General features: G+C 46.8%; 20 protein-coding genes. 14 read left to right on the top strand and 6 right to left on the bottom strand.

Going from position 1 to position 17,693, the window contains the following annotated elements; genetic code table 11:
• The first annotated feature begins 42 nt into the window (after positions 1-42).
• From NFR98_RS04425 to NFR98_RS04405, 5 genes are all read left to right on the top strand, one after another.
• Entirely contained in the window at positions 43-1,176 is a 1,134-nt protein-coding gene (locus NFR98_RS04425; RefSeq protein WP_017550233.1) for a DUF445 domain-containing protein, read from the top strand.
• Between the two features lie 193 nt (positions 1,177-1,369).
• Positions 1,370-1,717 carry a YlbF family regulator gene (locus NFR98_RS04420; protein WP_026684714.1) on the top strand — a complete coding sequence of 116 codons (348 nt, stop codon included), beginning with the start codon at positions 1,370-1,372 and terminating at the stop codon, positions 1,715-1,717.
• A 117-nt stretch (positions 1,718-1,834) separates the two neighbouring features.
• Positions 1,835-2,701, top strand: a complete 867-nt coding sequence (locus NFR98_RS04415) for a Cof-type HAD-IIB family hydrolase (protein WP_026684713.1) — start codon at positions 1,835-1,837, stop codon at positions 2,699-2,701.
• Positions 2,702-2,843: 142 nt separating this feature from the next.
• Positions 2,844-3,626, top strand: a complete 783-nt coding sequence (locus NFR98_RS04410) for an enoyl-CoA hydratase (protein ID WP_046720966.1) — start codon at positions 2,844-2,846, stop codon at positions 3,624-3,626.
• A gap of 4 nt (positions 3,627-3,630) precedes the next feature.
• A complete protein-coding gene (locus NFR98_RS04405) occupies positions 3,631-3,816 on the top strand; it encodes a YhzD family protein (RefSeq protein ID WP_014095804.1) in 186 nt (61 codons plus the stop codon).
• Positions 3,817-3,876: 60 nt separating this feature from the next.
• On the opposite strand, the gene NFR98_RS04400 is transcribed toward NFR98_RS04405, so the two are convergent.
• Positions 3,877-4,656, bottom strand: a complete 780-nt coding sequence (locus tag NFR98_RS04400; protein ID WP_104851297.1) for a TerC family protein — start codon at positions 4,654-4,656, stop codon at positions 3,877-3,879.
• A gap of 230 nt (positions 4,657-4,886) precedes the next feature.
• Here NFR98_RS04400 and NFR98_RS04395 point away from each other — a divergent pair, with 230 nt between their 5' ends.
• From NFR98_RS04395 to NFR98_RS04370, 6 genes are all read left to right on the top strand, one after another.
• Positions 4,887-5,780, top strand: coding sequence for a permease (locus NFR98_RS04395; protein ID WP_179234808.1), 894 nt, complete (start codon positions 4,887-4,889; stop codon positions 5,778-5,780).
• 12 nt (positions 5,781-5,792) lie between these two features.
• Entirely contained in the window at positions 5,793-6,647 is an 855-nt protein-coding gene (locus NFR98_RS04390; protein ID WP_017550232.1) for a TIGR03943 family putative permease subunit, read from the top strand.
• A 157-nt stretch (positions 6,648-6,804) separates the two neighbouring features.
• Positions 6,805-8,040, top strand: a complete 1,236-nt coding sequence (locus NFR98_RS04385) for a metallophosphoesterase family protein (protein ID WP_225620974.1) — start codon at positions 6,805-6,807, stop codon at positions 8,038-8,040.
• Positions 8,037-11,024: an ATP-binding protein gene (locus NFR98_RS04380; RefSeq protein ID WP_017550230.1), complete on the top strand. Its 2,988-nt coding sequence runs from the start codon at positions 8,037-8,039 to the stop codon at positions 11,022-11,024. The genes NFR98_RS04385 and NFR98_RS04380 overlap by 4 nt, the downstream gene beginning before the upstream one ends.
• 211 nt (positions 11,025-11,235) lie before the next feature.
• The gene (gene yhaM, locus NFR98_RS04375) at positions 11,236-12,180 is read left to right on the top strand and encodes a 3'-5' exoribonuclease YhaM (protein ID WP_014095797.1); all 945 of its coding nucleotides are present in this window, start codon (positions 11,236-11,238) and stop codon (positions 12,178-12,180) included.
• 136 nt (positions 12,181-12,316) lie between these two features.
• Positions 12,317-12,511, top strand: coding sequence for a sporulation YhaL family protein (locus tag NFR98_RS04370; protein WP_013858718.1), 195 nt, complete (start codon positions 12,317-12,319; stop codon positions 12,509-12,511).
• A 48-nt stretch (positions 12,512-12,559) separates the two neighbouring features.
• Here NFR98_RS04370 and NFR98_RS04365 read toward each other — a convergent pair whose 3' ends face one another.
• Complete coding sequence (locus NFR98_RS04365; RefSeq protein WP_017550229.1) at positions 12,560-13,432, bottom strand: peptidylprolyl isomerase; 873 nt, start codon at positions 13,430-13,432, stop codon at positions 12,560-12,562.
• Between the two features lie 299 nt (positions 13,433-13,731).
• Between NFR98_RS04365 and NFR98_RS04360 the strand changes: the two genes are divergently transcribed.
• Both NFR98_RS04360 and NFR98_RS04355 read left to right on the top strand, forming a co-directional pair.
• Positions 13,732-13,824 (top strand): YjcZ family sporulation protein, encoded by a 93-nt coding sequence (locus tag NFR98_RS04360; protein ID WP_017550228.1) that lies wholly within the window; start codon positions 13,732-13,734, stop codon positions 13,822-13,824.
• Positions 13,825-14,373: 549 nt separating this feature from the next.
• Positions 14,374-14,703, top strand: a complete 330-nt coding sequence (locus NFR98_RS04355; protein WP_014095795.1) for a YhaI family protein — start codon at positions 14,374-14,376, stop codon at positions 14,701-14,703.
• Between the two features lie 14 nt (positions 14,704-14,717).
• Here NFR98_RS04355 and NFR98_RS04350 read toward each other — a convergent pair whose 3' ends face one another.
• Both NFR98_RS04350 and NFR98_RS04345 read right to left on the bottom strand, forming a co-directional pair.
• Positions 14,718-15,284 carry an HTH-type transcriptional regulator Hpr gene (locus NFR98_RS04350; protein WP_017550226.1) on the bottom strand — a complete coding sequence of 189 codons (567 nt, stop codon included), beginning with the start codon at positions 15,282-15,284 and terminating at the stop codon, positions 14,718-14,720.
• A gap of 144 nt (positions 15,285-15,428) precedes the next feature.
• On the bottom strand, positions 15,429-15,791 hold the full coding sequence (locus NFR98_RS04345; protein WP_014095793.1) for a YtxH domain-containing protein: 363 nt from the start codon (positions 15,789-15,791) through the stop codon (positions 15,429-15,431).
• A 468-nt stretch (positions 15,792-16,259) separates the two neighbouring features.
• Between NFR98_RS04345 and yhzF the strand changes: the two genes are divergently transcribed.
• Positions 16,260-16,448 (top strand): membrane protein YhzF, encoded by a 189-nt coding sequence (gene yhzF, locus NFR98_RS04340; protein ID WP_013858725.1) that lies wholly within the window; start codon positions 16,260-16,262, stop codon positions 16,446-16,448.
• A gap of 44 nt (positions 16,449-16,492) precedes the next feature.
• Here yhzF and NFR98_RS04335 read toward each other — a convergent pair whose 3' ends face one another.
• Both NFR98_RS04335 and NFR98_RS04330 read right to left on the bottom strand, forming a co-directional pair.
• Positions 16,493-17,017 (bottom strand): tryptophan transporter, encoded by a 525-nt coding sequence (locus NFR98_RS04335; protein WP_014095792.1) that lies wholly within the window; start codon positions 17,015-17,017, stop codon positions 16,493-16,495.
• Between the two features lie 232 nt (positions 17,018-17,249).
• On the bottom strand, positions 17,250-17,663 hold the full coding sequence (locus NFR98_RS04330) for an HIT family protein (RefSeq protein ID WP_014095791.1): 414 nt from the start codon (positions 17,661-17,663) through the stop codon (positions 17,250-17,252).
• Between the last annotated feature and the right edge of the window lie 30 nt (positions 17,664-17,693).

Here is a 17,693-nt window from a genome sequence, read left to right as displayed (position 1 = left end):
TGGAAAAAATTTCACAACGAAAACAATGAGGGATGATTGTGTATGCATGCATTTTTGGAAATTTTGTTTATGACTGTCGTGGGGGCAGTGATCGGCGGATTCACAAATTATCTGGCCATTAAAATGCTGTTTCGGCCGTATGAGGCGATTTATATTAAAAATTGGCGGCTTCCGTTCACGCCCGGGTTGATTCCGAAAAGGCGCGAAGAAATTGCGAAACAGCTCGGCGAAATGGTGGTGCGTCATCTGGTCACCCCGGAAAGCATCGAAAAAAAGCTGTTGTCGCCCGGGTTTCGGAAAGAGACGGCCCGATGGATGACGGATACTTTTTTGAAATGGCTGGAGATGAGTTGGACAGCCCCGCAAATGGCTCGTTTTTTTAAAGTGGATTTGTCGGCGGAGCGTGTGCAAACCGGGATCAAAGCATTCATCCGCACCCGTTACGGGCAGGCAAAACAACATATCGCACCTCAAACGCTTGAAGCACTGCTGCCCGAAGCCGTGATCAAAAAAGCCGAAGAAAAAATCCCTGTTTTGGCGGATTTGATCATTGCAAGGATTAGTGAATACATTTCGAGCCCTGCAGGCCGCACGAAAATTGAAGGGATGATTAGCCATTTTCTCGATGACCGCGGCATGATCGGCGCGATGGTGAAACGTTTTATCGGAAATACTTCGATTGCCGATAAAATTCAGCCTGAGATCATCCGGGCGCTCCAGGAACCTGGAATGAAAGCAACCATGGCGGAAATGCTGGAAAGGGAATGGAACGGCCTGAAAGCAAAACAGGCCGGGGAACTTTTGCCGGATTTGCCGGATGAAGAAATAAGCGGATGGCTGGAGAAAAATGTATTGTCTCTCCTCCCTGTCGAACGTTTTTTGGACACACCCGTCCAGGCATTTGTTGCCCGGTACCGGAATAAAATTGAAGAAGAATGGATCCCTGTATTGGCGGAAAAAGCGCTGCACCTTATTAGCGAAAACGTGCATTTGATCATCCGGAAGCTGCAGGTAGCGGATCTTGTGCGCCAGGAAGTGGAATCTTTTCCGATTGAGCGCCTGGAAAGTCTGATTCTTGGCATTACCGCCCGCGAATTTTCAATGATTACGTATCTTGGCGCGTTACTGGGCGGCCTGATTGGGATCGTTCAGGGGGTGATCGTGCTGCTTGTATAAAGGAAGCAAGCTCCGGCGCATTGTTGGCATAAGGCCGGCCTGATCCTGCTTTTCGTGCAGGAAAGAGAAAACAGGAAACCTATGTATTCCGGCATTTCTGTGACAGGTTTCAGGCGGCCCGGCCGCTGCTTGTGTAACGCGTCAAAACCGTGAAACCATCCGTGACGAATAAAATTTGATAAGGAGGAGTTATATGCCATCCCATTTAAATGAGTACGCGCGTATGCTTGAAAAAGGAATTCGGGAAAGCCATGAATTTGCTGCATTGAAGCAGGCGTACGAAAATGTTCGGTCAAACGGCCAGGCGAGAGCATTGTTTGACCGTTTCAGGCAGCTTCAACTCAATTTGCAAGATAAACAAATGCAGGGGCTTCCGGTTACAGAAGAAGATGAAAAACAGGCGCAGGCTGCCATGCAAGCGGTCCAGTCAAATCCCGCCATTATGCAGTTGATCGGCGCTGAACAGCGGCTAAGCGATCTGCTCAGCGAAATCAACCAGGTGCTGATGAGGCCTGTCGAAGATTTGTACGCCGGAAAATAGAAGAATGGAGCCGGAAAGTTCTATTTCCCCCTTTTTTCTCATACATCTGTAAAAGAAAGCAGGCTGTGTGAGAAATCAGCCCGGCAGCCGGGAGCATCATGAAGAGGGGGAGCATCCATGATCTATAAAATGCTGGCGTTAAATATTGAGGGAACATTGCTGCAGGATAACGGCCGGCTCGGCAAAACAACGAAAGAAGCAATCGAATATGCAGGTGCAAAAGGCATTGCGGTGACGCTCATTACGTCAAAAAATTTCGCTTCGGCCCACCGGATTGCCAAATGGCTGAAGCTGCATTCTTCCTTAATCACGCACCAGGGCGCTTATATTGCCAGTGAACTGGATAAACCGATTTTTGTCAGAAGGATCAGCGAAGAGGCCACCCGTGACCTTGTGCGCTTTTTGGAAGGGTTTCACGCCCAAATCCGCCTTGTTTCCGAGCGGTTTACATTGTCTAACAGAGTGAAGCATCCGAATAAGTTGATGGGAAAAGTCATTTATCAAACGTCCAATCCGTTTTCTTATGCAGAACAATATGTGGACGATTTATCGGCAAAACTGGAACAAACGCCGCTTTCCCCGCCCAAAATCGAAGTGATTTTTTCTGACGGAGAGGACATTCAGGCAGCTAAAAAAGCGATTGCCAATATGTTCCATGAAGTGGATTGTATTTTTTGCGGAAACGGGAAGCTGGATATTGTGCCGGCTGGTATTTCCAAGCTTCGCGGGCTTTTATATGTATGCGACCGGATGAACATCCGTCGTGAGGAAGTGGTCGTAATCGGTTCGGGCCTTGATGATCTCCCGCTTGTCGAGTGGGCTGGGCTCGGCGTTGCGATGGGAAATGCGCATCCCGCTGTCAAAAACGCGTCAGACTGGGTGACCCGTTCTAACAATGAAAACGGGGTGTCTTATATGGTAAAAGAGCATTTCCGGAAACAGCAGCCGATCGACTTTTTGAAAAAAATGAAACTGCTGAAATAAGGATGGAAGGGGCTGTTTGCTTTAGGCGGCAGCCTCTTTTTTTTGATGAATTTTTAAAAAAGCTGTCATTTTGTATTGGAAATTGCCGAATATTTCGCTATCCTAGTAATAGGAAGAATAAAACAAAGGGAGAGGGATCTCGGTGATTTCAACATATGAGACGATCAAAGTGGAGGAAAAAGACGGGGCAGCCTATTTGTATTTCAACCGCCCGGACGCAATGAATGCGCTGAACTTGGAGATGATTAAGGAACTGGCGGACACGTTGAAAGCGATTGCGATGAAGGATGACATTCACATTCTCGTCTTGTCCGGAAACGGCAAAGCATTCTCCGCAGGCGGGGACATTAAAGCCATGCTGGCGATGGAGGAAGAGAAAGGGTTCACCTCTTTTATGAACCAAATAAATGAAGCCGTTTCCATTCTTGTGGGCATGCCGAAACTCACCATTGCGGCGATTAATGGGGCTGCTGCAGGATTGGGCTTAAGCCTTGCCCTAGCCTGTGATACCATTATCAGTGATTTGGACAGTAAAATCGCGATGAACTTCATCGGGATCGGCCTTGTGCCGGACGGTGGCGGCCACTATTTGCTGCAGCGCCGGATCGGCCAGGAAAAGGCGAAAAAAGTGATTTGGGAAGGAAAAGTCATGTCCGCTGAAGAGGCAGCCGAAACGGGCATTATCGATGAAGCGGTGCCCGATCTTGCGCTTGCCGTTGACCAAAAAATTACAGAATGGCAGAAAAAACCGGTCCTCGCGATGATCAAAACGAAAAAAATCTATACGGAACTGAACCGCCCTGATTTCAATAAATCATTGGAACTGGAAAAACATGCACAGTGGAAAATGCGCCAGACGAAAGACCACAAGGAAGGCATCCGCGCTTTTGTAGAGAAGCGGGCGCCGCAATTCAAAGGGGAGTGAAAACATGCGCGACTATAAACTGACTGCCTTTGAACCGACAGGAGAAAAGATTCTCGATGAAGGTTTTGAAGCACAGGATGATACGGAAGCGAAGAAAAAAGGGGAGGCGCTTTTAAAAGAAAAAGGCGTCGATGAGAAAACGCACCGTTGCGTATCGCCTGAAGGAAAACTGATTTTGTTCCACCGCTAAAAAGAACCCGGGCCAACCTAGCCCGGGTTCTTTTAATGGGAACGGCGCATGCGCTCGCCATTAATGGATATGGACACGCTGCTGCACATCCTGCTTTACATCCTTTTTTATATCCCGTTTTACTTGCTTAACCTGCTTTACCGCCGCCCGACGGTTCGAAAGCCAACCAAGGAACAACACCAAAACCGTAAGTATGCCGCCGATCGTATACGTTACCGGCCCGTGTGAGATATTCAGCCATTTCAGGATTTGTTCATCTTTAAAGAGCATTTCTGCTGCCGTCCAGGCGAGGATGCCGGACCCGACATAGGCAATCCAGCTGTAACGGTTCATCGCTTTTACAATCATCTTTGAACCGAAGATCATGACCGGAATACTGATGGCAACGCCGAGCGCAATCATGCCGATATGCCCGTTTGAAGCACCGGCCAGCGCCACCACATTGTCAAGGCTCATAATTGCATCCGCCATAATAATCGTACCAATCGAAACCAGCAGCCCATTTTTTGCCTTTACATGGACATTTTCATCTCCGCCGCCGAGCACTTTATATGCGATCCATAGAAGCAAAAGCCCGCCAATGACATTTACATAAGGAATTTTCAGCAAAGCAACGATTGCCATTGCCAGCAGAATTCTTAAAATCACCGCACCGGCTGTCCCCCAGAAAATCGCTTTGTTTTGTTGTTCGCGCTGCAGTTTCCGGGTTGCCATGGCGATCACAACCGCATTGTCGCCCGATAAAATGATATCGATCATAATGATCTTAAGCAGCGCAACAAAAGCTCCGGCAGAAACAACCAACCCAAAGTCAAATATAGATACCGGCAATTGCTTCATTCCCTTCACGTTCTCAATACTAGTTCATTTGACACTATCATAACACAGTCCGATCCGAAAAGTAATAGAATCGCATCGATTTCATCAAATTGGAAATCATTTTTTTCCATCGTTTCCCTGCTTACCCGCCATTTCCTGGTTTTCTTCATTTACGCCAATGAAGACTTATAGTATCCTTATTGGGAGAGTTTTTTGTGAGTGTGATAGAAAAAGGAGTGCGATATGCCGTTATGGTCCAGTCCTTATTGCAAATGAATACCATTTTTATCAGCATTATCATCGAGGCGTTGCCTTTTATTGTGCTGGGTGTGTTCATTTCAGCGGTGATCCAGATGTTTGTCACTGAGGAAATGATTGCAAAAGTTATGCCGAAAAACCGCTTTTTATCCATTGCGTTCGGCACCGGGATGGGCGCGCTTTTTCCAGCCTGTGAATGCGGCATTGTCCCGATTACGGAAAGGCTTGTCCGGAAAAATGTCCCGCTTTCTGCCGCCATCGCTTTTATGCTGACGGGGCCGATTATCAACCCGGTTGTCATTTTTTCTACGTTTGTCGCGTTTGGCGATTCCTGGAAAATGGCACTGCTTCGCTGCGGACTGGCGATTTTTACTGCTGTTTTAACCGCGATTGCGATTTCATATTTTTTTTCCGAAAACCAGCTTCGCGAATTTGTGGAGGCCAAATTGCACCACCACGGGCATGACCACGAAGCACATGATAAACCGAATTTTCTGCAAAAAATCACCGGTACGATCGACCATGCGATTGATGAGTTTTTTTCCGTCGGGAAGTTTCTCGTGTTTGGCGGCCTGATTTCTGCCGCAATGCAGACCTTCTTCCGGACGAGCACGCTGCTGTCGCTCGGGCAGACAAAAATGGCGGCGATTCTGATTATGATGCTGCTTGCTTTTATTATGTCGATCTGTTCCGAGGCGGATGCCTTCATTGCTTCGTCTTTCAACGGGATGTTCGGGACGTCGGCCATCCTTGCGTTTTTAGTATTTGGCGCGATGGTGGATATAAAAAATCTGCTCATGATGATGCATTCCTTTAAAAGAAAATTTGTCTTTTCGATGATTGGGCTGATTATTGTTTTTGTGTTTACGGGTGCATTCTTGATATAGAAGGTGTTTAAAATGTTGCGATTTATCGTTTTGTTCGGCTTCGCGTATTTTTTTATGAAGCTGCACGCGACAGGAGATATTAGCAAATATATTAATATGAAGTATGCGTATTTGTCGTTTTCCATGATTTTTGCGATGGGTTTTTTATGTTTGTACCAGCTCGTGAAATGGGTCAGGGCGGGAAACGAGGCGCATGACCATCATCACGCCGCCCACCACGGCCATTCGCATGAAACGGATGAAAATACATGGTACAAAAAAATGTTTACGTACGGTATGATTTTAATCCCGGTTGTAACGGGCATTTTTCTTCCGGTGGCCACCTTGAATTCCACCGTTGTCAAAGCAAAGGGCTTCCACTTTTCGATGATTGACAATGACAAGGACCAATATGCCAATCACCAGATTTTACGGCCGAATTCCAGCCTTTACTATGATAAGGACCAGTATACAGAAATGGAAAGTTCGGATTTGAAAAAGTACAGTAAATTGCAAAGCATCGTCCTCGATGATGACCATTATTTCCACGGGCTTGAAACGATTTATAATTATCCGGGGAATTTTATCGGCAAAAAAGTGGCGATTAAAGGGTTTGTCTACCGGACGGATGATATTAAAGCGAATCAGCTGTTTGTGCTCCGGTTCGGCATTATCCACTGCATTGCCGATGCCGGCGTATACGGGATGCTCGTTGATTTTCCGGACAATATGGCAAACGTGAAAGAAAATACATGGATTGAGGTTGAAGGAAAACTGGATACGACGTACTATACGCCGTTTAAAGAGAATATCCCGTATTTAAAAGTAACAAGTTACCATAAAAGCAGCGAGCCGAAAGATCCATACGTATACCGGCAATACAATTAAAAAGGTTTGGCATGTTCAGCCATTTTTTTGTTGCCTGAACGTGCCAAACCTTTTATAATGAAGATAGAACATATATTCTATGAAATGCGTTTGATTACGAACAGGTTGGATTTCACAAAAAATGGAAAAATGCCGGTTATTTTTTTACGAAAGAGGGATGTCGTTGAAAAGGATTCGCTTTGTCCATGCGGCCGACCTGCACCTTGACAGTCCGTTTGCGGGGCTCCGCAAGCTTCCGCCGGCGCTGTTTGAACGGGTAAAGGAGAGCACTTTCCGGGCATTTAAAAATCTATGTGACCTTACAATTGAAAAAGAAGCGGATTTCCTGCTGATATGCGGGGATTTATACGACGGGGAAGACCGCAGCCTGAAAGCCCAGGTGAGGCTGAAGAAGCAGTTTGAGCGGCTCCAAGAGGCTGGCATTTCCGTATTTGTGCTGCATGGCAATCACGACCATCTAAGCGGGTCATGGACAAAATTGGACATGCCCGCAAATGTCCGGATATTTTCCGAGCGTGTTGAAGCCAAATCTTTTACAGCTAAAAACGGGTCGAAAGTCCATGTGTACGGGTTCAGTTACCCGAAGCGGCACGTGCTGGAGAACAAAACGGATGAATACAGGAAAACAGGAGATGCTGATTTTCACATCGGCATGTTGCACGGTTACCTTGAAGGCGGGACGAAAATGCACCAGCCTTATGCGCCTTTTGCCTTGCAGGATTTGCTGGAAAAAGGGATGGATTACTGGGCGCTTGGCCATATCCACAAGCAGCAGATTTTACATACGCATCCCTATATCATTTATCCCGGGAATATTCAGGGGAGAAACCGGAAAGAAACGGGTCCGAAAGGCTGTATGGTTACCGAAATGGATCCGCTTGGTACGCATACCGCATTCTATGAGACGGCGGACATTTTATGGGAAAAACGTACCGTTTCCGTAAAAGGCGCAAATGATTTTAATCGTCTGTACACAGTTTGCCGCAATGCCCTTGAAGAAGAAAGGAAAGAGGCACAGGGCGTATTTTTGCAATTGGATATAAAAGATCCGGATCTGCTCGATGATGAAGCGCTTGGAAAAGTGAAAAACGGCGAACTGATGGAAGTGCTACAGGAAGGCGAAGAAGCAGACCGCAATTTTGTCTGGGTACACCGCATCACACTGCCTGAAGATGCCTTTGTCTCCGCACGGGATGACGGCTTTATTTTGCAGGAAATGAAGAAAACGCTGGCACAATTGGAAGAAACCACAGTAGATGAAGCGGTCTCCCCGTTGTACAGCCATATGGTTGCGGGCCGCTACCTGGACTTGGACGGAGATGAAAAGCAGCGGCTTCTGTTGGAAGCGGAAGCGGCTGTTTTTGAGAAGTTGAAAGGCAGGGGGAAACGATGAAAATACGGGAGGTCCATATTTACGGTTTTGGCCGGCTTGTTGATTTTCATATGGAAAATCTTTCGGATCTGCAGGTCATTTACGGGGAAAACGAAGCCGGCAAATCAACCTTCATGGCTTTTATCGAAGCCGTTTTATTCGGGTTTCCTTCAAGACAGCAAAACGGGCAGCACTATGAGCCAAAATTTTCACCGGTGTACGGCGGGAGGCTTGTCCTCGAAACAGAAAAAGACGGAAAAATAACGGTGGAACGGATAAAAGGAAGAGCAGCCGGAGAAGTGTCCGTCACTTTTGCAGATGGCAGAACAGGCGGCGAAGAGGTACTTGCACAAGTTTTAAACGGGCTGAACCGGCAAATGTTCCAGTCCATTTATTCTTTTAATCTGCAAAGCCTCCAGGAAATCCGCAAATTAACAGGCGATGATATCAGCCGCTATTTATTTGCTGCAGGGACAATCGGGACGGATGCGCTGCTTTCGGCGGAACGGGAACTCGAAAAGGAAATGGAGGCGCGTTTTAAACCGAACGGGCGGAAGCCGGTCTTGAACGTGCAACTCCGGAAACTGCAGGCCATGGAAAAAGAACTGAATCACCTGAAAGCGGAAAACGGCCGTTATGGCGAATGGAAAGCCCGGCTGGCAACGATTGAAGCAGCACAGGAAGAAGCGGAGGCGGAGCTGGAAGCCTTAAGGGGAACGGTTCAGCAGTATGAACATCTCACAAGCCTTTGGCCGCTTTATGCAGAAAGAAAGCATATCAAACTGCAGCTGGCGGAAATCGGTCCCGTCCGCTTTCCCGCTGACGGAATCCGGCGCCTCGACGCGCTGATGTCGGAATGGCGCGCTTCTACCGGGCGCCTGTCAGCCGTTAAAAAACAAAAACAGGTACTGGTGGAAAAAATGGAAGGAGAGCAGCCGGATCCGCTTTTCGTCCGGCATGAAGGGGAGATTAAAAAGCTGCTCGATGACTGGCCGCAATACCGCGGGTGGCAGGCGGAAGCAGAGCGCCTTCAATCTGAACGCGAAATCCTAGACAGCCAAATCTCCGAATTATCGGGCATGCTGCATCTTACGGCATCGCAAGTTGAAAAAGTACCGCAGCTTGACTTAAGCATTGCGGCAAAAGAAAGGCTCAGCACCCTTATCAAGGCGTATGACCATCACCGTTCCCGCAACGATGCTTTACAGGCACAGCTTGAGGACTTGCGGGCTCGGATGAATGCTGTTGAGCAGCAATGCGCACTTTTGGAAAAAGAGCTCGTATCCGAAGAGGCTTTTCGCGATTTATCGGCAAAGCGGCAGGAAAAGGAAAAAAAATCATTGCTTGAAGCCGATATCAGGCGCGGGAAACAGCAGCTTTCCCGCCTGAAAAAAATGGCGGATGAGGCCCGGAAGCCCCCGGTCCTGTTTTTTGGCCTTGCATTATTGTTTCTGATGGCCGGCGTGTGGAGTTTGCTCACAGGGCAATACCTGTTTCTGGGCGTTTTTGTGCTTGGTGCAATCGTGTCAGGCTACCATGCTTTGAAGGGAAAGCGGAACCCGTTTGAAGAAGAAATCCGAGCGCTCGAACAGGAACTGGAGGAAGAGGAAAAAGAGCTGCGGAATTGGAAAGACGGGGACACGGATTGGCATGAATATGAACGGCAGAAACAGCTGCGCGAAAACTGGAAACAGCTCATTCTGAAGCTTGAGGAAGGCGAACAGAACGGCCGGCAAATGCAAAACCGGAAGCAGCGTCTGGAAGCGGAAGAAAGACAGCTGCTGGCAGAAATCAGCCATTTCAGGCAAACTTTGCAATTGGGTGATGGCTTCCGGCCCGGACAGCTGCCCGATGCGTTCCAACTTTTGACGGACTTAAGCGGGAAATTGCGCGAGCGGTCGCGTATCGAAAAGAAACTGGCGCAGCTTTCCGCCTCTCAGTCGGCATTTGCAGAAAGGATGGAAAACCTGTGGTCCCGGCTCCACGTCAACTGGCCATTACGCCAGGAGGGTATCTTGCTGTTGCAGCAGGCGTGTGCGGAACAACAGGAAAGAAAAATCCGCCTGCAGGAATGGGAAAAGAAATGTGCCGAGCTGGAAGAACAATTGCAGCTGCTTGAATCGGAAGCGGAAGCAACAGATAAGGAGATTAAAAAACTTTTTGCCCTTGCCGGTGCCGCGAATGAGGAAGATTTCCGGAAAGCCGGTAGCCTTTTTCAGCAATACGAAAAGTTGACCGGTCAGCTCGAAATCATAGATTTACGGATCAGCCGGGAAGACCTAGAACGGCTCGAAAGGATAGAAGATGTATCCATATTTGAGCAGGAAAAGCAAAAGCTGGAAGAGAAAATTGCGGAAAAGGCGAACGCGCTTCGCAGTATGAGAAAAGAAGCGGCGGAAATCCGGTTTGAACTGGACAGGCTGGAAAAAGGCGGGACGTTTACCGAAAAACTGCATGAATATTACAGCGCGCTTTCAGATTTCCGGGAAGAAGCTTTCGAATGGGCACGGTTTGCCACGGCGAAACGTTTGCTTTCCGGCATGATGAAGCGGCTCCGGGAAACCCGCTTTCCGCAAGTCCTGAATAAAGCCGAAGCGTATTTGCAATCTTTAACAAACGGATCGTATGTCTCCCTCCATATGGGCGGGGAGGATGGCCGTTTTTACGTTAAACGGCGTGATGATGTGCTGTTTGCTGCAAATGAGCTGAGCCAGGCAACGGCGGAACAGCTGTATATTGCTTTGCGTTTTTCCCTTGCGGAGGCGCTCGGCGGAGAATTCCCGTCACCGGTTGTCATTGATGACGGTTTTGTTAATTTTGATATTTACCGGACAGAGAAAATGGCCCGCTTGCTCGACCAGGTGAGCGAATCGAGGCAGGTGCTGCTTTTTACATGCCAGCAGCCGATGCTCCGGTTTTTTAAAGGCCATGAGGTGAAAACCTTGGGGGCTATACACGGTCAAGAGCTGACAGGTTCTGGAAACATCAGCCGTATTCAGCCGTAAATAAGAGGGGCGGGCCGAATGTCTGTATTTCGACACGGTGGTGAAACGCACAAGCAGTAAACCAGTTTGTCCTGGCCGTAGTCGTCTTTTTCCTAATTTCAACACGGCGGTGAAACGCACAAGCAAAGCCGGTTTAGATCAAAAGCGGATTCCGGCCGGATTATGGTATACTTTAAGACAAATCAATCAGGGGTTAGATCGGAGGATTATTATGGCAAAAGGGCTACTCTACTATGAGGTGGGCGAACAGTTTGACGCGTTTTTGCTCATCAAACACGCAACAAAAGGAATTGCGAGCAACGGCAAACCTTTTTTAACATTGATTTTGCAGGACCGGACCGGGGATATCGAAGCAAAACTCTGGGATGCGACCGAACAGGACGAACAAACATATAAACCGGAGACGATTGTAAAAGTAACTGGGGACATTTTAAATTACCGCGGGCGGCTGCAGCTGAAAATCCGCCAGATCCATCCGGCACAACCGGGGGACGGTGTCCGGATTTCCGATTTTATCGAAACGGCCCCGTTATCGCAGGAAGAAATGATGGGGAAAATCACCCAGTACATTTTTGATATGAAAAATCCAAATATCCAGAGGCTGACCCGGCATCTGCTGAAAAAATACCAGAAGCGGTTCCTTGTCTATCCAGCTGCAACGAAAAACCATCACGAATTCGTATCGGGGCTGGCGTACCATGTTGTCTCCATGCTCGACCTTGCCAAGGCAATCGCGGGCCTTTATCCTTCACTCGACCGGGATTTGTTGTATGCCGGTGTCATTTTGCATGATTTGGGAAAGGTGCAAGAACTGTCCGGCCCGATCTCAACAACTTATACGGCTGAAGGGAATTTGCTCGGCCATATCTCGATTATGGTCACAGAAATTGCAAAAGCAGCGGAGGAACTCGGAATCCACGGGGAAGAAGTCATGGTGCTGGAACATATGGTGATCTCCCACCACGGAAAAGCGGAATGGGGAAGTGCCAAGCCCCCGATGATTAAAGAGGCGGAAATTCTCCACTATATTGATAATATTGATGCGAAAATGAATATGCTTGACCGTGCGCTCCGCAATGTCAAACCGGGCGAGTTCTCGGACCGGATTTATGCACTTGATAACCGTTCTTTTTACAAACCAACGTTTCATCAGTGAGATTCATAGAAACGCAAACGTTTGGAAAGCGCCCGTCTGGTGAAAAACTTTTAAAATGCCTTTCAAAATGAAAGGCATTTTTTAATGGATTCTGCCATACATTATAGCAGGGACAAACCGAAAAGGAGGGGAAAACATGGATTTCCCAATCTGGATTTATTTTGTTGTGGCAGGCATTGTCATATGTGCGTTTATGGCGGTGAAAACAGCCCGGGAAGAACACGAACAGGAACAGGAATGGATTGAAAAAGAAGGGGAAGTTTTTATTGAAAGGATGCATAAAGAAAAAGAATTGCGCAGCGGTGAAGCTGAAAAAGCCCATGAAGCATAACGGCCGTAAAAAAACCGCCCCTAACCGGAAGGGCGGTTTTTTGCGGCATTATTTGCTTGATGAAGTCCCAAGCAGGGTGTCAAAAGTTGTTTTCAAATCTTCATCTTTTACTTTTATGTCAGCCGCTTTTAATTCTTTCTTCAAAACGGACTGGATTTTTTCTGTTGTCACTTTTGATTCTTTATATTGTTTGACGACGTCTTTTTTCATTTCGCTGTACGGTTTTTTCTGTTTTTCACCGGTCAGCTGAATAATATGGTAGCCGTAAGAAGTCTTAACAGGGCCGCTGATTTCATTGACTTTCAGTTTATAAGCAGCATTTTCAAAATCGCTGTCCATTTCGCCTGCACCGAACCAGCCGAGGTCTCCGCCTTTAGAAGCAGTTGCGGTATCGGTTGAATACTTTTTGGCCAGCGTTGCAAAGTCGGCGCCTTTATCCAGTTGTTTCTTGATATCTTCCGCTTTCGACTTGCTGGAAACAAGAATGTGGCGCGCTTTGATTTTCGGTTTTATGTCATTGTTATAATAATTTTTTAACTGCTTTTCCGTTGGATGTATGGTTGCCTCTGCCGCTTTTTGTTCAAGCAGTCCGACTTTCACACTGTTGCGGAAATCTTTTTCACTTGCATAACCGTATTGCTGCAGCGCTGTATTAAATGAGCTGCCCAATTGTTTTTTTGTATCGTTTACTTGTTTGTCAATTTCGCTCTTTTTGACAGTGTATTTTTTGGAAAGGACTTTTTCAATGGTAAGCTGCTGGAGCACAGTTGAACCATATTTATCCTTCATTGCATTATATAACTCGTCTTTGGTAACATTTCCGGCGTTCGTCTTCACGACGGCGCTATTGCCGCTGTTGCCGCATGCTGCAAGTCCGAACATGCTGCCTGCCAAAACAAGGGATAGTACCCATTTCTTCATTCAAGAACAACTCCTATTCATTTTGTCTTGCAAGAGAGATTTACAACCACTACTATAACATAAATTGAAAGAGAAAAGAAAGGGATTGCCGGGTTTCTTATGGAATTTTCACACCATGCCAATCTTCTTTTCATATGGGGCAGGCGTTTGTAGAAGGCAGGATGGATGTTTGCTGCATATGATATTGCATGGGGTTCCATTGTGAATTTGTGAAATTTAGGCCGGCAAATAGACGGGTGCCTTAACCAATACAGGGGTGGATGAATAATATACTGATGAAACAAGAGGAGGTGGATGGAATGAGCGGAGGAGCAGCTTACGGAGGCGGCTTTGCCTTGCTGGTTGTGTTGTTCATTTTATTGATCATTATTGGTGCATCCTGGGCTTGGTAAAATTTGGGGTCGGCAGCTGCCGGCCTTTCTTGTTGTGTTGTTATTGAGTGCCAAGGTAGGAGGAAAACAGTAAAATGGTCATGAGGATGTTGATCGTCCGAAAAACTCCCGGCCGGTGTTCTTCCGGTATTTCTTTTTTTGTACATAGATGGCTTGTCAATACGTTGATAAAGTATAATATAAAGAAAGCGTAACTGTAAAAAAAACAAGCACATACATGCCGGCCGGCCCCCCTCCCGAAAATTTGCAGTAAAATAAAGGCGGAGCGCGCCGGTTTAGAATCTGGGTTCGTAACGTTCCGCCTGTCTTTCGGATGGCAAATGTGTAATGAACGCTGGTCTTTTCCATGCAAGGTGGATGAACGATTATTCATTTTTAACAGGCACTGCCTTGAACCGCTCGTGGCGAATGCCGCGGGGAAGTTTTTAAAGGCCGGCCGGACAATGGGCCTTGCCGGAAAACACGCCCCTGTCTAAAACTGAAGCATCCCATGACCGGGGTCGCGCTGTTCTCAGCAGAATCATAAAAACATATAAACGAGGGAACTGAATGGAATCGATTGAACAAAAGCTGGAAAGACTGGAATTTTATCAAACATTGCTTTTAAAAATGATCGGGACCAGCCAATATCCGTTTTTCAGGCTGATTATGGAAAAACAGCTTTCAAAACAGGATATTGAACAATTTTATGCGCTGTGCGATCGTTTGAGCGATGAGCTGAAAGAACAGAAGGCGGACAAATTTGTATATTTTTATCCGCTTTTTCAAAAGTTTAAGGAATCCCTGCATGAAAAACTGCAGCCGGCGGAAGTGATTGCCGCCTGTTTGCAACAAGGGCTGTATCCTGACTTAATGAAGGCATTGAAACGGAATTTGTAGCTGCCCGAAACGGGTCAGAAGCGGTTCAGCGAAGGTTTTCCCAACAGTTCCGTTTCAATGACATCATCCAGCTCCCCATTGAAAATGGAATTTTCTACAATGTCCATAAAATCTTGACCATAAATCTGGCGTACGATCGCAGCCAGTTCCATCATGTCCGGAAATTTGCCGTAAAGATCGTAAAGCGGCATCGTGCCTTGTACGACGGTGCTTTTTTTCGGGTTAAACGCTTCCAATGACTTTAAAAAAATCTCTCTTCCTTTATTGGTTAATTGAATATACGTGTTCCGCTTGTCGTTTTCCTTTTTCGAGAATTCGAGCAAGCCGCGCTCCTCAAGCTTTTTCGAAAAATTAAAAGCTGTTGATACGTGCATCACCCCGAATTTTGCCACGTCCGAAATCGATGCGCCCTTTAAATGATAGGCAATCCATAAAATATGATGTTCATTGATGTTCAGATCGAAAGGCTTAATCCATTGCTGCCAGTCTTTTTCAATCGTTTTCCAGAGCGCTTTCGACAATTGCGTGACCCTTTTGCAAAATAGAAGATACTCATTGGTCGTCAATATTTGTTCCGTCATATTTTTCCCATCACCCCTTACCCTATATATTATCATTATGCCAGTAAAATAAAAAGTAATAAAAAACAATTTACTAAATTTTTTTGAAAAGAATAGCAAAGAAAAAGCCCGGAAAGCGGCAACCGCTTTCCGGGCAGCGAAAAGTCAGGAAGATTTTTTCTCCATTTGTTGTTCCATGTTTTCAATCGTTTTCCGGATTTCCTTGATTTCATTTTGCAGGGCGTCTTTGTTTGGCTCAATGCTTTTTTGCCATTCTTCGATACAGTGTTGGATTTCTTCCATTACGTTCGTGGCGACTTTTTTGCCTTCTGTTGAAAAATCTTCGACGGATGCTTTTAAGTCTTTTACATTTTCGGCGATCCTTTTGACCGATTCAATGAAATCACCGGAATTATTTTTGATGGCTTCCCGTATTCTTTTTCCGGAAGCGGGTGTGGTGAAAAGGACGGAAACAGCGCCTGCTGTTGCTCCAACCAGTAATCCGTAAAATAAACTGGATTTGTTCATGGAATGCACCTCCTGGAATGGTCTTTTATCCTCATGATATAGAATTTGCCAGTCTTTTGCAAAGTTCTCTTTCTTTTTTGCCGGGCTCGTCCAAAGCGATATTCCAAGCCTGGCGCGGATGGTCCTTCACAGGCGGTATGAAGGACAAAAGAGCGGCCGCCACACATCCAACTGTCTTTCATCAGCCCGATGAAAGACAAAACCTGGCTCCCGCGCTGTGGAGTTGTCTTTCACAGGCGGTATGAAGGACAAAAGAGCGGCCGCCATACATCCAACTGTCTTTCATCAGCCCGATGAAAGACGAAACCCGGCTTCCCCGCCGTGGAATTGTCCTTCACAGGCGGTATGAAGGACAAAAGAGCGGGTTCGGCGCGTGCCTTCTGTTTGTTCTTTACCCGCGTCTGGTACATGTTAATCCGCATCAGGGCATATGATGTAATAGTCCAGGCAGAAAAGAGGGGGAGTTCGTTGGGGCGTGTTGCATTCTGCTTTTTAATGGCCGGCGTTGTCCTGTTTGCCGCGATGGTTCGGCACATGCTGCTGTACCAGAAAAGAAGAATTTATCCGCCGCGGAAAATCATCAGAAAAAGGATTGCATTTTTCGGAACGGCCGGAATGGTTTTCCTGCTTCTTGCCGCTCTGTTTCATTTATTTTAAGCTGTGCAAGCGAAAAAAAACCGCCGGAAACCCGGCGGCCATTTTCACGCTTGCATGCTGTGGGCGGCATTTGTGCGCTTTGCAACGGTTGAGATGATCGGAAAAAGAATAAACATCGCAACTGCATTGAGCACGGTTGCCGGCAAAACGACGGTGCCAAACAAAATGGCAAAAGGCCCCGGCAACCCGGCAATAAAGAACGCGGATCCTAAGAAAATGATGCCTGAAATCAGTGTGCCGATGGCCGTGAATACAATCAGTGCCGGCAGCTTTTTTGCCAGTTTTCCGGAAGCGAGAAGCAAACCGTAAAAAGCAAAAGAAGTGATACATTTATCGATGATGTTCGGGAAAAAACCGCCCGGGAAGCTGGTGGTCAGGCCGGAAATGATGCCGGTCAGTACACCAAGCAACAGTACGTATTTTTTCTCCCTGAACAAAATAATGCCGATAAACATCATGGTAAGCATCATATCCGGTTTCATCCCGAACACGAAGCCCGGAATCACCGTGTGTAATACCGTGCCGATCCCAACAAGCAACGCCAAGCTGACAAGTGATTTTGTCTTCATCTGTCTCCACTCTCCTATTCTCATCTCATCTGGTGCTTTCCCGACGTACCCTCATGGCCGGCGGCGAAAGATTAACCTTATTATAGCATGCAGTTGGAAAAAGTGACGCATGTTTTGATCAAATTGGGCGCAACAAAAAATGGCAGCCCAAATGGCCGCTGAAAAAAATAAGCGCGAACCCGGCTGCAAAAACGCAAAAATGGGCTTATTCAGTGACACTGCCCGGTGCAACTTATATTTTTTTGGAAATCTCCGCGGCGATTTGCTGGAGGTCCTCCTGGCTGTAATCTTTTTCATGTGTTTTCCAGACTGCCCCGAAGCCGTCTCCTTTTCCATATCGCGGGATCAGGTGCATATGATAATGGAATACAGACTGGCCGGCAATCTCGCCATTATTGTTCAACACATTGAGCCCCACAGGCTGGAATGCCGCTTTCAATGCATTGGCTACGACAGGGACGGATTCAAAGAAATTGCGGGCAATCTCCGGCGTCAGTTCGTAGACATTCTCTTTATGTATTTTCGGGACAATCAGGGTATGGCCTTTTGTCACCTGGCTGATGTCAAGAAAAGCGTATACATGCTCATTTTCGTACACTTTTGCACTCGGGATTTCACCGTTTATAATCTTGCAAAAAATACACATTTTGATCAACCTTTCCATTTTTTTGATTTC

The sequence above is a fragment of the Weizmannia agrestimuris genome (genome assembly GCF_943193165.1).
Classification (GTDB): domain Bacteria; phylum Bacillota; class Bacilli; order Bacillales; family Bacillaceae_C; genus Weizmannia; species Weizmannia faecalis.
The sequence above is the reverse complement of the archived record's forward strand: the minus strand, read 5'-3'. Positions and strand labels throughout refer to the sequence as shown.

Bases quoted from the DNA above. Each gene is read 5' to 3' on its own strand.
- NFR98_RS04425 (WP_017550233.1), top strand. From the start codon at position 43: ATGCATGCATTTTTGGAAATTTTGTTTATGACTGTCGTGGGGGCAGTG.
- NFR98_RS04420 (WP_026684714.1), top strand. From the start codon at position 1,370: ATGCCATCCCATTTAAATGAGTACGCGCGTATGCTTGAAAAAGGAATT.
- NFR98_RS04415 (WP_026684713.1), top strand. From the start codon at position 1,835: ATGATCTATAAAATGCTGGCGTTAAATATTGAGGGAACATTGCTGCAG.
- NFR98_RS04405 (WP_014095804.1), top strand. From the start codon at position 3,631: ATGCGCGACTATAAACTGACTGCCTTTGAACCGACAGGAGAAAAGATT.
- NFR98_RS04400 (WP_104851297.1), bottom strand. From the start codon at position 4,656: ATGAAGCAATTGCCGGTATCTATATTTGACTTTGGGTTGGTTGTTTCT.
- NFR98_RS04395 (WP_179234808.1), top strand. From the start codon at position 4,887: ATGGTCCAGTCCTTATTGCAAATGAATACCATTTTTATCAGCATTATC.
- NFR98_RS04390 (WP_017550232.1), top strand. From the start codon at position 5,793: ATGTTGCGATTTATCGTTTTGTTCGGCTTCGCGTATTTTTTTATGAAG.
- NFR98_RS04385 (WP_225620974.1), top strand. From the start codon at position 6,805: ATGTCGTTGAAAAGGATTCGCTTTGTCCATGCGGCCGACCTGCACCTT.
- NFR98_RS04380 (WP_017550230.1), top strand. From the start codon at position 8,037: ATGAAAATACGGGAGGTCCATATTTACGGTTTTGGCCGGCTTGTTGAT.
- yhaM (WP_014095797.1), top strand. From the start codon at position 11,236: ATGGCAAAAGGGCTACTCTACTATGAGGTGGGCGAACAGTTTGACGCG.
- NFR98_RS04370 (WP_013858718.1), top strand. From the start codon at position 12,317: ATGGATTTCCCAATCTGGATTTATTTTGTTGTGGCAGGCATTGTCATA.
- NFR98_RS04365 (WP_017550229.1), bottom strand. From the start codon at position 13,432: ATGAAGAAATGGGTACTATCCCTTGTTTTGGCAGGCAGCATGTTCGGA.
- NFR98_RS04360 (WP_017550228.1), top strand. From the start codon at position 13,732: ATGAGCGGAGGAGCAGCTTACGGAGGCGGCTTTGCCTTGCTGGTTGTG.
- NFR98_RS04355 (WP_014095795.1), top strand. From the start codon at position 14,374: ATGGAATCGATTGAACAAAAGCTGGAAAGACTGGAATTTTATCAAACA.
- NFR98_RS04350 (WP_017550226.1), bottom strand. From the start codon at position 15,284: ATGACGGAACAAATATTGACGACCAATGAGTATCTTCTATTTTGCAAA.
- NFR98_RS04345 (WP_014095793.1), bottom strand. From the start codon at position 15,791: ATGAACAAATCCAGTTTATTTTACGGATTACTGGTTGGAGCAACAGCA.
- NFR98_RS04335 (WP_014095792.1), bottom strand. From the start codon at position 17,017: ATGAAGACAAAATCACTTGTCAGCTTGGCGTTGCTTGTTGGGATCGGC.
- NFR98_RS04330 (WP_014095791.1), bottom strand. From the start codon at position 17,663: ATGTGTATTTTTTGCAAGATTATAAACGGTGAAATCCCGAGTGCAAAA.